At 72.9% G+C, this 12,832-nt stretch carries 14 protein-coding genes and 1 pseudogene; 9 read left to right on the top strand and 6 right to left on the bottom strand.

Annotated elements, in window-relative coordinates:
• Window positions 1–151: 151 nt before the first annotated feature.
• Entirely contained in the window at window positions 152–916 is a 765-nt protein-coding gene (locus EV372_RS25210; protein WP_130398070.1) for a class I SAM-dependent methyltransferase, read from the bottom strand.
• A gap of 199 nt (window positions 917–1,115) precedes the next feature.
• Between EV372_RS25210 and EV372_RS25205 the strand changes: the two genes are divergently transcribed.
• The 6 genes and pseudogenes from EV372_RS25205 (at window position 1,116) to EV372_RS25180 (ending at window position 4,932) form a co-directional block, all read left to right on the top strand.
• Window positions 1,116–1,547 (top strand): hypothetical protein, encoded by a 432-nt coding sequence (locus EV372_RS25205; protein ID WP_130398069.1) that lies wholly within the window; start codon window positions 1,116–1,118, stop codon window positions 1,545–1,547.
• Between the two features lie 422 nt (window positions 1,548–1,969).
• Window positions 1,970–2,850 (top strand): IS5 family transposase gene (locus tag EV372_RS25200; protein ID WP_486483996.1). Its coding sequence is split into 2 segments (ribosomal slippage): window positions 1,970–2,341 and window positions 2,344–2,850, totalling 879 coding nucleotides; the frame shifts between segments, so codons are not numbered across the junction.
• Window positions 2,851–2,878: 28 nt separating this feature from the next.
• Entirely contained in the window at window positions 2,879–3,334 is a 456-nt protein-coding gene (locus EV372_RS25195) for a pyridoxamine 5'-phosphate oxidase family protein (protein WP_130398068.1), read from the top strand.
• 173 nt (window positions 3,335–3,507) lie between these two features.
• Window positions 3,508–4,131, top strand: a complete 624-nt coding sequence (locus EV372_RS25190; RefSeq protein ID WP_130398067.1) for a DUF1349 domain-containing protein — start codon at window positions 3,508–3,510, stop codon at window positions 4,129–4,131.
• Between the two features lie 57 nt (window positions 4,132–4,188).
• Window positions 4,189–4,499 (top strand): annotated as a pseudogene (locus tag EV372_RS25185) (helix-turn-helix domain-containing protein); the annotation flags it as partial.
• Window positions 4,492–4,932, top strand: coding sequence for a VOC family protein (locus tag EV372_RS25180; RefSeq protein ID WP_130398066.1), 441 nt, complete (start codon window positions 4,492–4,494; stop codon window positions 4,930–4,932). The pseudogene EV372_RS25185 and the gene EV372_RS25180, both read left to right, overlap by 8 nt.
• Before the next feature lie 133 nt (window positions 4,933–5,065).
• On the opposite strand, the gene EV372_RS25175 is transcribed toward EV372_RS25180, so the two are convergent.
• The 3 genes from EV372_RS25175 to EV372_RS25165 form a co-directional block, all read right to left on the bottom strand.
• Window positions 5,066–6,334: a purple acid phosphatase family protein gene (locus tag EV372_RS25175; protein WP_130398065.1), complete on the bottom strand. Its 1,269-nt coding sequence runs from the start codon at window positions 6,332–6,334 to the stop codon at window positions 5,066–5,068.
• 360 nt (window positions 6,335–6,694) lie between these two features.
• A complete protein-coding gene (locus tag EV372_RS25170) occupies window positions 6,695–7,492 on the bottom strand; it encodes a MerR family transcriptional regulator (protein WP_130398064.1) in 798 nt (265 codons plus the stop codon).
• Window positions 7,486–8,421, bottom strand: a complete 936-nt coding sequence (locus EV372_RS25165) for an alpha/beta fold hydrolase (RefSeq protein ID WP_130398063.1) — start codon at window positions 8,419–8,421, stop codon at window positions 7,486–7,488. Before EV372_RS25165 ends, EV372_RS25170 begins: the two co-directional genes overlap by 7 nt.
• A 115-nt stretch (window positions 8,422–8,536) precedes the next feature.
• Here EV372_RS25165 and EV372_RS25160 point away from each other — a divergent pair, with 115 nt between their 5' ends.
• The gene (locus EV372_RS25160) at window positions 8,537–9,514 is read left to right on the top strand and encodes an aldo/keto reductase (RefSeq protein ID WP_130398062.1); all 978 of its coding nucleotides are present in this window, start codon (window positions 8,537–8,539) and stop codon (window positions 9,512–9,514) included.
• A gap of 103 nt (window positions 9,515–9,617) precedes the next feature.
• On the opposite strand, the gene EV372_RS25155 is transcribed toward EV372_RS25160, so the two are convergent.
• Window positions 9,618–10,349, bottom strand: a complete 732-nt coding sequence (locus tag EV372_RS25155) for an alpha/beta fold hydrolase (RefSeq protein ID WP_130398061.1) — start codon at window positions 10,347–10,349, stop codon at window positions 9,618–9,620.
• A gap of 75 nt (window positions 10,350–10,424) precedes the next feature.
• The gene (gene gdhA, locus EV372_RS25150; protein ID WP_019607294.1) at window positions 10,425–11,795 is read right to left on the bottom strand and encodes an NADP-specific glutamate dehydrogenase; all 1,371 of its coding nucleotides are present in this window, start codon (window positions 11,793–11,795) and stop codon (window positions 10,425–10,427) included.
• Window positions 11,796–12,253: 458 nt separating this feature from the next.
• Here gdhA and EV372_RS25145 point away from each other — a divergent pair, with 458 nt between their 5' ends.
• On the top strand, window positions 12,254–12,598 hold the full coding sequence (locus tag EV372_RS25145; protein ID WP_253793450.1) for a DJ-1/PfpI family protein: 345 nt from the start codon (window positions 12,254–12,256) through the stop codon (window positions 12,596–12,598).
• A 5-nt stretch (window positions 12,599–12,603) separates the two neighbouring features.
• The gene (locus tag EV372_RS25140; protein ID WP_253793449.1) at window positions 12,604–12,804 is read left to right on the top strand and encodes a cysteine hydrolase family protein; all 201 of its coding nucleotides are present in this window, start codon (window positions 12,604–12,606) and stop codon (window positions 12,802–12,804) included.
• Window positions 12,805–12,832: the final 28 nt, after the last annotated feature.

Genomic DNA, 12,832 nt, shown 5'->3' with positions numbered 1-12,832 from the left:
GGGGCGACCGGCACGGCCGGGGTCGGAGAACCACCGGGGAGGCGGCCACCGGCCCGCCCGGCCGGGTGCCCTCGGGTCCGTCACCCCCTCGATCCCGCCCGGCGCACGGGTGTGACGGCTGCGCGGCACAGGTTTCCGGGACGGACGCCGGTCACCGAGGACGGGCGAAGGTGATGATCTCCGTGCTCGCGTCGGTGAGCGGGCTACGGTCCCAGTAGCCGTACTGCGCGCTCACGTCGAATCCTGCCTCGGCCAGGAAGCCGTTCAGGGCGTCGGCGTCCAGGAAGCGCAGCGTGCTGCGGCTGCTCCGGGACCCGTCCCAGCCCTCGACGCGGTAGTCGGAGGTGAAGGTGACCAGGTCGCCCTCCACGCCCTCCAGCCGGTGGACGCAGGTGGCCCGGCGCCCTCCGGGGCCGTCCACGGTGCGCACCCGCTCGGGGGTCCACGCCTCCCAGCCCCGCGCGGCCGGGTTGCGGGTCTCGAACACGAACCGCCCGGCGTCGGTCAGGGCCCGGCGCACCGCCGCCAGGAACTCCCGCACCTCGTCGTCGGCGAGGAACACCTGGAAGGCGTGACCGGTCATGACGACCAGGTCGAACTCGTCCTCGAAGGGGCCGCCCGCCTCCTCGCCGTAGGGGCCGTGGACCAGGTCGCCGAGGGTCCACTCGACGTCGTCGCGGTCGCGCCGTCCGACCTCCAGCATCGCGTCGGCCGGGTCGAGGCCGACCAGGCGCCCGGTGTGGCCGCGCTCGCGCGCCACCCGCTGGAGCTTGCCCGTCCCGCAGCCCACGTCCAGGACGGAGCGGGCGTCCATGACCAGGTCGAGGTAGAAGTCGTCCTGGGGTGAGCACCGCCAGGAGTTGAAGTAGTCGTAGAGCTCGGCCAGGTCCGGTTGGGAGAAGTGTCGGTCGACCATCGGGCCATTGTGGCCGACCGCTCCCCCACCGTCACCGGGTTTTGTGTGACCGCTCCGGGCCGGGGTGCGGGGGTCAGGGCTCCTCCACGGCGGGGCGGATCGGGGCACACCGGGCTTCTTCGGGCCGGGCCGTCACCCGGGTCCGGCCAATACCGCCGACTCCGCCCGAGAACCGGGTCCACCTGCGAGCATGGCCCCCATGACCACCACCGCACTGCACTACCGGGACGGCGCGTGGGCGCCGGGGCCCGACCCCGTCAACGAAGCGTGCGCCACCCAGACCGTCGAGGAGGACTGGACGGACTGCGTCGCCCGCGCCGGGTTCAACCGGCGTCCGTTCGCCGAGTACGGCGGTCCCTGCTCGTCCTCCTACGCCCAGCTGTTCAGCGGTGCCGACGGCACGAGCTTCTTCATGCACATCGCCCACGGCGGCTTCGGGCAGCACCTGTACTTCCACTCCGTGGTGGACGCGCTGGACCACGCGGCCCGCTGGGCCCCCGCGTTCGCCCTCCAGAACGACGACCCCGAACTGGCCTCACCCGGGGTCGGGGCCGCCTCGGCCCTCCCGAGCTTCTCCGAGGACTTCGACGAGGAGGAGCTGGCCAAGCTGCGGCGGTCCCCTCACCCCTGACCCCGGCCCGGAGGCGGATCCGCCAGGGGCGAGCGCGGTCGCGGCAGCTCCGATCGGCCGGGTGCGACCGTGGGAGCGGGCGGCACCACCGCGCACGGTGGTGCCGCCGACCCACAGGGGCGCCGGGTCTCCTGAGAGGCGGTAGCTCACCCGCCTCGTCTCGACGAACCCCGGCCCATGCCGCAGCCGTTGGCGGACCGCAGCCCCGTCCGGTACGCCACCGCACGCCCCCGCGACGGTTTGTCCACAGCGCAGAAAAGCTCCTTCTCCCGCCGTCCCGGGCCGCCTAGGGGCTGTTTGGGAACCCTCGCGGGAGCGGGTGAAAGCACCAAAGCAGTAACAACGGGCATGTCGCCCAGCACACGAACGAAGCCTCCGGTAGACGGGTCAACGACCAAGAAGACAAGTCCGCCGGAGGCTTCGTGCCGACCCTACCCGGACCCGGGCGCGGTGACCTCACCGACGCCCAGTGGGCCCTACTCGAACCCCTGCTGCCCGCCTCCTCAACGGGCCGCCCGCCCCAACGCTGCAAGCGCACCCTGATCAACGGCATCCGCTGGCGGGTGCGGGTCGGCGCTCCCTGGCGCGATCTACCCGAACGCTACGGCCCCTGGCAGACGGTCTACGACCTGTTCCGCCGCTGGAGCCTGGACGGCACCTGGGCGCAGATCCTGGCCTCTTTGCAGTCGATCGCCGACGCGGCGGGCCTGATCACCTGGCAGGTCAACGTCGACTCCACCATCGTGCGCGCCCACCAGCACGCCGCCGGGGCCGCGAAAAAGGGGAGCAAGAAGATCACGGAACGGATGAGCCCGCCGACCACGCCCTGGGACGCTCACGCGGCGGGTGGACCACCAAAATCCATCTGGCCTGCGAACAGGCTCAAAAGCCCGTGTCCGTGGTGATCACCGCCGGTCAGCGTGGAGACGCTCCCCAGTTCGAGCCCGTCATGGGCCGTATCCGCGTCGTGGGGCGGGGGCGCAGTGGTCCGGCGCGCACCCGGCCGGTACGGGTGCGCGCCGATAAGGCCTACAGCTCGAAGAAGATCCGCTCCTACCTGCGCGCACGCAAGATCAAGGCGACGATCCCAGAGCCTGCCGACCGGGTTCGCAATCGCGAACGCAAGGGACGGCGCGGGGGACGTCCTCCCGCTTTCGACAAGGCCGACTATCGGGCCCGTCACGCGGTGGAGTGCGGGATCAACCGGCTCAAACGCAATCGGGCGGTGGCCACGCGCTATGACAAGCTCGCGCTTCGCTACGAGGCCACCGTCCAGATCGCGGTCATCAACGAATGGCTCTGACTTACCAAACAGGCCCTAGCCTGAAGGTGTGAGCGAAACCCCCGGCACCCTCAGTCAGCACGAGCACCCCTTCGACGTCGACGCCTTTCTGGCCCGGCCCCTGGTCGCCAGGGTGGCCGTCTCCGACTCCTCCGGCGCGCCCACGGTGCGTCCGGTGTGGTTCCTGTGGGAGGAGGGCGCAATGTGGTGGATCACCGGCGCCTACTCGCGGATGTCGCGGTTCCTGGCCAAGGACCCCCGGGTCGCGCTGGTCGTGGACACCTGTGACCTGGAGAAACTGGAGTTCCTCCAGGTCATCATGCGCGGTAAGGCCGAGGTCGTGCCCTACGACGAGGAACGCTCCAGACACAAGCGCCGCCGCTACCTCGGCGACGACGAGTCCACCTGGCCCGCCGACCTGAAGGATTTCGACGACGACGCACGCCTCGTCCGCTTCGTCCCCGAACGGACCATCGTCCAGGACCTGTCCAAGACCCGACCCTGACCCCGGAAGGGGCCGGTCGGCGGCGCCCGCGTGGGCCTTCGCGCCCGGCCCCTTCTAGGCTTACGTGGTCCGCTCCCCCGCGGCAGCTGTCGAAAGACCCCCGGCCCGCCCCGCCGTCCGGCGGGGCCTGAGGCCGTCCACCCCCTGGCACCACGACACCGGAGGAAGCAGTCATGACCCTCGCCTGGAACGTACCGGGACTGCCCTTCGCCCTCTCCCCGTCCTCCGAGGAAGCATGGGCGGTCGAGGAGGAGACCGGCGCGGTGACGGCCGCCGCGACCGCCCGCAGCGACATCTTCATCGCCCCGGACACGGATCCCCGGGTCGAGGCCGCGGCCACGCTCAACGCCGAGACCCTGCTCGGCGTCCCCCCGGAAGGCGACTTCCAGTTCAGCGCGCGTGTCACCGTCGACTTCGCGTCGGCCTTCGACGCCGGAGTGCTGCTCCTGTGGATCGATGACCGCCACTGGGGCAAGCTCTGCTTCGAGTACTCCCCCGACCGCGAACCCATGGTCGTCTCCGTGGTCACCCGGGGCGTCTCGGACGACGCCAACGGCTTCACCGTCGAGGGCCGGACGGTGTGGCTGCGCGTCTCGCGGATCGGCCGGACCTTCGCCTACCACGCCTCCCTGGACGGCGCGGCCTGGCGGATGATCCGGTTCTTCGCCGTCGACGACGCCGCGTCCGCCCGGATCGGGTTCGAGGCCCAGTCGCCCACCGGCGACGGATGCGCCGTCACCTTCGACCACATCCGCTTCACCGGCGAGCGCCTGGCCGAGCTGCGGGACGGCTCCTGAGGCGCGGAGCGACCGCGGTACGAGCCCCTTCCTGACGGGCTCCGCGTTCCGCCCCGGAGCGCGGGCCCCGCGACCCTGCACCGCCGATTCCGGGCCGAGCTGGGCACGACCCCGCTGGCCTGGCTGCGCGCCGAGCGGGTGCTGCTGGCCTGCCGCCTGATCGAGGCGGGCGGGATGGGACTGGAGACGGTCGCCCGCGCCAGCGGCCTGGGCAGCACCGCCAACCTGCGTGCGAGCGTGCGCGCCCACACCGGGGTCAGCCCCTCCGCCTACCGGGAGCGCTTCGGGCCGAGGCGGCTGGTCGGAACCTCCGCCCGCCCGGTCCTTCCCTCCCCGGCGCCGAACGCGTAGCCTCCGGGCATGTCTGACCTGCCCGCGCGTTTGTCCGTCGTGACGCTGGGAGCCCGGGACCTGCCCGGGCTCCGCCGGTTCTACAGGGCTCTGGGCTGGGAGGAGGTCCCGGCCAGCGGTGACGGCTGGTCGGCCTTCCTCCTGGGCGGCGTCCTGTTGGCCTTGTACCCCGTAGAGGAGCTGGCCGCCGAGGCGGCGGACGGCGCCCCCGGCCCCGTCGGCTGGTCGGGGATCACACTCGCCTGCAACGTGGACGGCCCCGAGCAGGTGGACAGCGCCTTCGCGGCCGCGGTGCGGGCCGGTGCCACGGTCGTGGCCGAACCGGTGGAGCGTCCCTGGGGAGGACGGTCGGCGTACGTCGCGGACCCCGAGGGCAACCGCTGGGAGATCGCCTGGGCGTCGGTGGCCAGGTTCGACGGCCGGGGCGCGCTGACCGGCTTCGACGGCTGAGGGCCGCTCCGAGGGCGTTCCGGGTGCCCGCCGTACCGACGCCGTTCCCCGCCACGACGGGTCCTCACCCCAGTGCCCGGCCGCACCGGCGCGCGGCGCCCCCGGAGAGGGGCCGGGGGCGCCACGGCGCGGCTCAGAGCGTGTCGGTCACGCGCTTGCCGTCGCTCTTGTCGATGGTGAAGGAGTCCACGACCGCGCCGTCGGCGGTGCGGGCGGTGTAGCGCAGGCGGGCGCCGTCCACCTCCACGGCCTGGAAGGTGGAGGTGTCGGTCAGCCGCACGCGCACCTCGGCGCCGTTGCCGGTCCAGTTGGAGGCGGAGGCGTCGTACATCTTGGTGCCGGTCACCGCGACGGTGTAGACCGGGCCGGTCTGCACGTCGGGGTCGTCGGTGCGGTTCGCGGTCAGGTTTCCACGGCCGTAGGAGTGGTCGTGGCCCTGGAGGACCAGGTCCACGTCGTGCTCCTCCAGGGTGTCGAGCCAGGAGTCGCGCAGGGGGCCGTTGTCGCGGCTGGGGCTGTTGGAGAAGACCGGGTGGTGGAAGGTGACCACCGTCCAGGGGTGGGGGTTGGTGGCCAGGGCCTCCTCCAGCCAGCGCTGCTGGGTGTCCAGCCAGGAGTCGGCGCTCAGCGGCGCCGCGTTGCGGTAGTTGGAGTTGAGGACGACGAAGCGCACGCCCTGGTAGTCGGTGTGGTAGACGGTCTGGGGCAGGTGGCGGCCACTGGTGGGCCCGTTGCCCGCGCCCGGGAACTGCGGGTTCCAGTACCGGCTCAGGGAGAGCAGCGAGTACTCGTGGTTGCCGGGGGCGGCGAGGTGGTTGACGGTGCCGGTGGCCTCGGGGCCGAAGGCGTCGAACCACTCGGTCCACTGTGACTCGCTGTTGGGCGAGTCGACCAGGTCGCCGGAGTGCACGACCAGCTCGGCGTCGGGTTCGGCGGCCAGGGCGGCCCGCACCACCGCGGCGCCGCCGGTGGAGATGCCGTTCTGGACGTCGCCGAAGTACAGGAAGGTGAAGGGTTCGGCGCCGGAGGCCGCGGTGGTGAAGGTCCGCCAGGGGCTGAAGGCGGTGCCGTCGCCCACGCGGTAGCGGTAGGCGGTGTCGGGGGTCAGGCCGGTGGCGGTGGCGGCGTGGAAGGTGCCGCTGGCCGAACCGGTGTCGGCGCCCTCGACCGTGGTGACCCGGCCGGGGTCGGCGGCGGGGGCGATCTGCATGACCGGCGACCCCGATCCGTCCGAGCGCCAGGCGAGGGTCTGGGAGGTGGCGGGATCGGCCGTGGGCGAGAGGATCACCCGTTCGGGCGCGGTGGCCGCGGACGCTGCGGGTGCGTTGGCGACGACGGGGGTCAGGGCCAGCAGGGTCGTGCCGAGCAGGGCGAGGACGGGTCGGGCGGCGAAGCGGGACACGGGGGGTGCCTTTCTGCCGGGGGAACGCTGACGCAGCGAAGGTAGCCGCCCGCGCGCAACGCGGTGTGAACGCCCGGGGACGATCCGTCGCGGCACGGTGAACGCCGGGCGTGACCGCTGTTACAGGCGCAGGACACCGGGTCGCCGCCGTCACCGACGGCTCCCGTGCCCGATGGCCTCGGACGGTGGACTCCGGATCGTCGGCCCCGCGACCGTGGTCTTACCGGGCGCTCCGGATCGGCGGTTTTTGAAGCCGAGGGGTCCCGAACCCGGTGGGCCCTGGACCAGGCACCGTCGAACCCGCTGGCCTCCGGCCCCGGCGGTCCCGAAGCTCCGTGACCGCGGTGCCCTCCTGCCGTGTCATCTCCTCCGGTGCGCCGCGTCCGGCGCGGGGTCCACGCGTTCGAGCCTGGTCCAGCCGGACCAGCCCCGCTCCCGCAGCAGCTCGATGAGCCGTCGGGCCGGGGGCACGGTGTCGAAGGCCAGCCGGTCCATCAGCTCGGCGAGCGCTGGTTCGACGTCGGTGTCGTCCATGTAGCCCTCGCCCCGTTCCTCCGCCATTTGCGTGAGGTAGTCGGCCAGTTCGTCGGCCAGCCCGGCCAACTGCGGGTCGTCGCCGCTCCGGCCGAGCGCCCGGCCTAGGGCGAGGTAGAAGTCGACGAACCGCGGGTCGGCGATCTGCTCCCGCTTGCGCGTCATCCACTCCGCGACCCGCTCGGATGAGTGCGCGGCCAGCAGGATCCAGCCCTCGCGCTCGGCCCGGACGATGCGCTCGTGGACCCCGAGCGCCCGCAGCCGGGCGAGGTGGTCGACCACCTCCGGCGGCAGCGCCAGGCCGTCCCCCGCTCTGAGCCGGGCGACCTGCTCGCGGTGCCGCTGCCGCTGCCGGATCTCCGCGCGCAGCCGCGCGTCGATGTCGGCGACCGCAGAGGCGAACTCCTCCTCGTCGGCCCGTAGCAGCTCCCGCACGCGCGCCAGCGGGACTCCGGCCCCGGCGAGGGTCCTGATCCTGATCAGCTCGACCACGGCGTCGGCGCCGTACCTGCGGTAGCCGGAGCGGTCGCGCTCGGGCTCGGGCAGCAACCCCTTGGCGTGGTAGTGCCGTACCGCGCGCACCGTCACCCCGGCGTACGACGCCAGTTCGCCGATGGTCAACATGGCACCGATCCTCCTGGCCGGGGTGTGCGCGAGGGTTCGATCCGCTCGGCCGGGCCCCGCGTGTCCCGGATGACACGGGCGATCTCCGGGGCGTGGGTGAAGACGAGCTGGTGGTCGGCGTCGAGCCGGTGCACGGCGATGCGCGGCTGTTCGCGGGCGAGCCGGGCGACGCCTGCACGCCAGTTCCGGTTGAACCGCGATGCGTGCCCCCCGCCGCCGTCACCGGCCATCGCGGTCGACGCGACCATGCTGACGGGCAGGTCGATCGTGTCGTAGCGGTCGAGGATCGTGGACCGGACCGCGTCGATCTCCACGTTCAGGTCCAGGACCTCCCGGGCGGTGAGCAGCACCTGACGCGCGGTTCCCCGCTCGGCCTCGTGCCGTGCCGCCTGTTCCTGCCACATCGCGCGGAAGAGCGGCAGGTCCGCCTCGGTGACGAACGGTTCGGGCACCGGGACCGCCCCGTCCACGAGCACGAGCCCGGCGACGCCGCCGGGGTGCTCGGAGGCGTGGTGCACGGCCAGGTCCGCGCCCAGGGAGTAGCCCACGAGCAGGGGCGCCTCGGGCAGGTCGAGCCGTTCCAGCTCCGCCAGCACGGCGCCGAGATCACCGAGGAAGGCCTCGAAGGAGTACCGGTCGGCGGCGGACGCGAGGCCGTGGCCCCTGAGGTCGAAGGTCACCACGTCGTGGTCGCGCCGCAGCAGCCCGGTCAGCTCGCGCAGGTCGGCCTGTGTCGTGTGCAGCCCGGGGCACAGGACCAGCGGCCGTCCCCGGCCGCCCCGGGTCACCGGGATGGTGACACCGTCGTGGTGGACCGTGAGGCGCCGCACCGTCCCCTCACCCCGCCTGTCCCGCTCTTCACCGTCGCCCCGTCCGCCGTGCGGCTCGTGGGATCCGGCTGCCTTGGTCGTACCGCTCCTGGTGGTCATGCCGCCATGGTGCGGGGTTGACCCCGGGTCAGGGTCAACCACCGCCGGGGGGGCGGAACGGGATCGCGGGAGTCCGCCCAGATGGGAACACTCCCAAGGGCCTAGGATCGCACCCATGGAAACACGCGTACTCGGCCGCACCGGCAACAACGTGGGCGTCATCGGTTTCGGCGCCTGGCAGATCGGAGCCTCCTGGGGCGAGGTCAGCGAGGCCGACGCCCTGGCCGCCCTGCACGCGGCCGCCGACGCCGGTGTCACCTTCTTCGACACCGCCGACGTCTACGGCGACGGCCGCAGCGAGCGGCTCGTCGGCCAGCTGCTCAAGGAGCGCCCCGGCATCACCGTGGCCACCAAGATGGGCCGCCGCGCCGACCAGACCCCCGACAACTACAACCCCGACAACTTCCGCGCCTGGAACGATCGCTCCCGCCAGAACCTGGGCGTGGACACGATCGACCTCGTCCAGCTGCACTGCCCGCCCTCGCGGGTCATCGCCACCGACGCCGTCTTCGACGACCTGGACGCCATGGTCGCCGAGGGCCGCATGCGCGCCTACGGCGTGTCGGTGGAGACCGTGGACGAGGCCCTGACCGCGATCGCCCGGCCCAATGTGGCCACGGTGCAGATCATCCTCAACGCCTTTCGCCACAAGCCGCTGGAGAGGGTGCTGCCCGCCGCCCGCGAGGCGGGGGTCGGCATCATCGCCCGCGTGCCCCTGGCCAGCGGTCTGCTGTCGGGCAGGTTCACCGCCGACACCGCCTTCGGCGAGGACGACCACCGCAACTTCAACCGCGAGGGCCAGGCCTTCGACAAGGGCGAGACCTTCTCCGGCATCGACTACGCGACCGGGCTGGAGGCGGTGGAGCGCCTGCGCCCGCTGGTGCCCGAGGGCGTGACGATGGCCCAGTTCGCGCTGCGCTGGATCCTGGACCAGGAGGGGGTCAGCGTGGTCATCCCCGGCGCCCGCAACGCCGACCAGGCGCGCGGCAACGCCTCCGCCGCCGAGCTGGCCCCGCTCGCCCCCGAGGTCCGCGCCCGGGTGGCCGAGGTCTACGACGAGCTCGTCCGGCCCCAGGTCCACCACCTGTGGTGACGAACGCGTGACCGGCTCCGGGCCCCGGCGCCCGGGTATCCCCGCCTGACGGCTCCGGGGCCGGGGCGCGCCCCGGCCCCGGAGCCGCGTCCGGACGGGCCGCTCACACCCTGGCGGCCAGGACACGGGCGAACAGGTCCGGGCGCTGGAGGGGTATGCCGTGACCGCATCCCGGCACGGAGGCCAGCTGGCAGCCCGGGAGGGCGTCACGGATGCCGCGCGCGGAATCGCGCATCAGTCCGCGCTCCCGTTCCCCGACCATCACCAGCGCCGGGCCCTCGAAACCCGACCAGCCGGAGGGAAGGGTGAAGCGGATGTTCTCGCCGACGCTGGCGAGAAGGGTCGCACGGCTCATGCGGGCGCTGTCGCGGAGGTAGTCGTCCAGGAGTTCTCCCGGGACGAACAGCTCCTTCGCCTGGAGCCTGGCGAACCACCGCTGTCGCGCGAGCGGCGCGGTCGCGGCGAGCAGGCCCAGGGTCGCACCCGGGAACCGTAAGGGCTTGGCCTGGGCGCTGACGACGACGGCTCCGGTGACGAGGTCGGGCCGTGTGGCGGCCAGGAGTGTCGTGAGCTGCGCCCCCAGGGAGAACCCCGCGACCAGCGCGCCGCGCGGTGCGCGTTCCTCCAGGACCTCCGCCACGGCCCGGGCGGTCTCCTCGTGTGAGCGGTACGCCTCGTCCGCGCTGCGTCCGTGGCCGGGAAGGTCGGGGACGATCGCGCGGGCCGCGCCCCCGAGCCGCTCCAGCACCGGACGCCACATCCATCCCGCGACGCCGCCGCCGTGCAGCAGCAGGACGGGAGGAGCGTGTGCGTCGCCGGTCTCATGGACGTACACGCCCGTTTCCTCCCCATCGTCGATGACACCCTGGACCGGACGGGGCGGGGCCTCCGGGGAGGCCCCGCCCCACCGTCAGATCAGGCCCTGGGCCAGCATCGCGCCCGCCACCCGCTCGAACCCGGCCACGTTGGCGCCCAGCACGTAGTCGCCCGGCGCCCCGTAGCGCTCGGCCGCCTCCTCGCAGCGGTCGTGGATGCCCGCCATCGTCTCGGCCAGCTCGGCCTCGGCGTGCTCGAAGGACCACGACGTGCGCCGCGCGTTCTGGCGCATCTCCAGCACGCTGGTGGCCACACCGCCGGCGTTGGCCGCCTTGCCCGGCGCGAACAGCACACCGGCCTCGCGCAGCACCTTGACCGCCTCGGGCGTGGTGGGCATGTTCGCGCCCTCCGCCACCGCCACGACGCCGTTGCGCACCAGCGTGCGCGCCGCGTCGGCGTCCAGCTCGTTCTGGGTGGCCGAGGGCAGCGCCACGTCGCACGGCACGTCCCAGATGCTGCCGCCCTCGACGTAGTGGGCGCCCCCGCCGCGACGCTCGGCGTAGACGCTGATCCGGGCGCGCTCGACCTCCTTGACCTGCTTGAGCAGGTCCAGGTCCAGGCCCTTGTCGTCCACCACGTAGCCGCCGGAGTCGGAGACGGCCACCACGTTCGCGCCCAGCTGCTGGGCCTTCTCCACCGAGTAGATCGCCACGTTGCCCGACCCGGAGACCACCACGCGCTGGCCGTCCAGGGCGCGGCCCGAGCGCTCCAGCATCCGCTGGGTGAAGAGCACGCTGCCGTACCCGGTGGCCTCGGTGCGCACCCGCGAGCCGCCCCACTCCAGGCCCTTGCCGGTGATCACCCCGGCCTCCCAGCGGTTGGCCAGGCGCCGGTACTGGCCGAACAGGTAGCCGATCTCACGGCCGCCCACGCCGATGTCCCCGGCCGGGACGTCGGTGTGCTCACCCAGGTGGCGGTGCAGCTCGGTCATGAACGACTGGCAGAACCGCTCGATCTCCGCCTCGGAGCGGCCCTTGGGGTCGAAGTCGCTGCCGCCCTTGCCGCCGCCGATGTTCATGCCGGTCAGGGCGTTCTTGAAGATCTGCTCGAAGCCCAGGAACTTGATCACGCCGAGGTTGACGCTGGGGTGGAAGCGCAGCCCGCCCTTGTAGGGGCCCAGCGCGCTGTTGAACTCCACCCGGAAGCCCCGGTTGACGTGCACCCGTCCCTGGTCGTCGCGCCAGGGCACCCGGAAGACCACCTGGCGCTCGGGCTCGCACAGGCGCTCCAGGATGCGCTGTTCGGCGTACTCGGGGTGCCGGGTCAGGGCCGGGGAGAGGTCGTCCAGGACCTCCAGCACCGCCTGCTGGAACTCCGGCTCGTCGGGGTTGCGGCGCACGACGTGCTCGTAGGCGGATCGGACTCCGGGGTGGTGGTCACGGCCTGCCTCGTCGGCGAAGGGCATGGGTGAACGTTCCTTTCAGCACGGGTGGAACGGGCACCCCACACGCCGTTGTGTCGGGAACCTCGAACAAGCGCACGCTGGCGCAACACATGGTGGTGATCCGAGGCCCTGAGGTCCTCACGCCTGCGGATCGTGGCTGTGTGAGGAGTGTATTACCTCGATGTAAACATAAATCCTCCGTGGCCACGGTCGGCCGCCCCCTCCGGGGGACCGGTGTCGCCACAGGTCAGCGCGTGCTCGCACGGAGTCGTCACCGGGAGGGGTCCCCGGCCGCCGCGCGGCGCGTGTTTCCGTCGCGTTGCGCGTACGTGACGCCGCCCGGGGCGGGCCCCGCCTCGCGGGCCCCGGCGCCGGGCCGCGGGAGCCGCTGCCGGGCCCGGCCGCAGGACCGCACCGGTGTCCGGATGTGACAGCCGGTCGTCATCGCGGTCATGGTCGGCGGCGGTGGGGATGGACCCGTGTCCCTTCCGCACCGTGTCGTCATCGGGGCCTTCCCCGACGTCGACCTCCTCGACGTGACCGGCCCGGCCGAGGTCTTCGCGCTGGCCAACCGGGAGGCCCCGGGCCGTGCCGACTACCGGGTCCGCCTCGCCGGGCCCACACGCGGCGAGGTGCGGACGTCGGCGGGCGTGCGGCTGCTCACCGACGTGTCCTTCGACGACGTCGGCGGACAGGTGGACACGCTGCTGGTACCCGGCGCGGTCGACACGGGCGACGACGGCCCCGTGGCCCGGAGAGCCAGTTCTCCGTGCCGCTCAGCCGGCCAGCCTCCGCCCGCCGCGACGTGCTGGCCGGTTTCATGACGCACATGTGCGTCAACTACACGGCACAGGGCGCCTTCAACCTCGGCTACCGCCCCAGCGTCGTCGCCGAGACCACCGCCACCCGCGCCCTCACCGCTCCGGACGGCACCATCCTGCCCGCCGCCACCCTCCAGGCCGCCGCCCTGACCACCATCGCCGACCTGTTCGGCACGGTCGTCCCCACCGTCGACGCCCTGACCGGCTGACCAGGGCTCCGGCCCCGCACCGTGTGGC

The organism is Nocardiopsis sp. CNZ308 (assembly GCF_004217075.1).
Note: the sequence above shows the minus strand (reverse complement) of the source record. Positions and strands in the feature narration are given on the sequence as shown.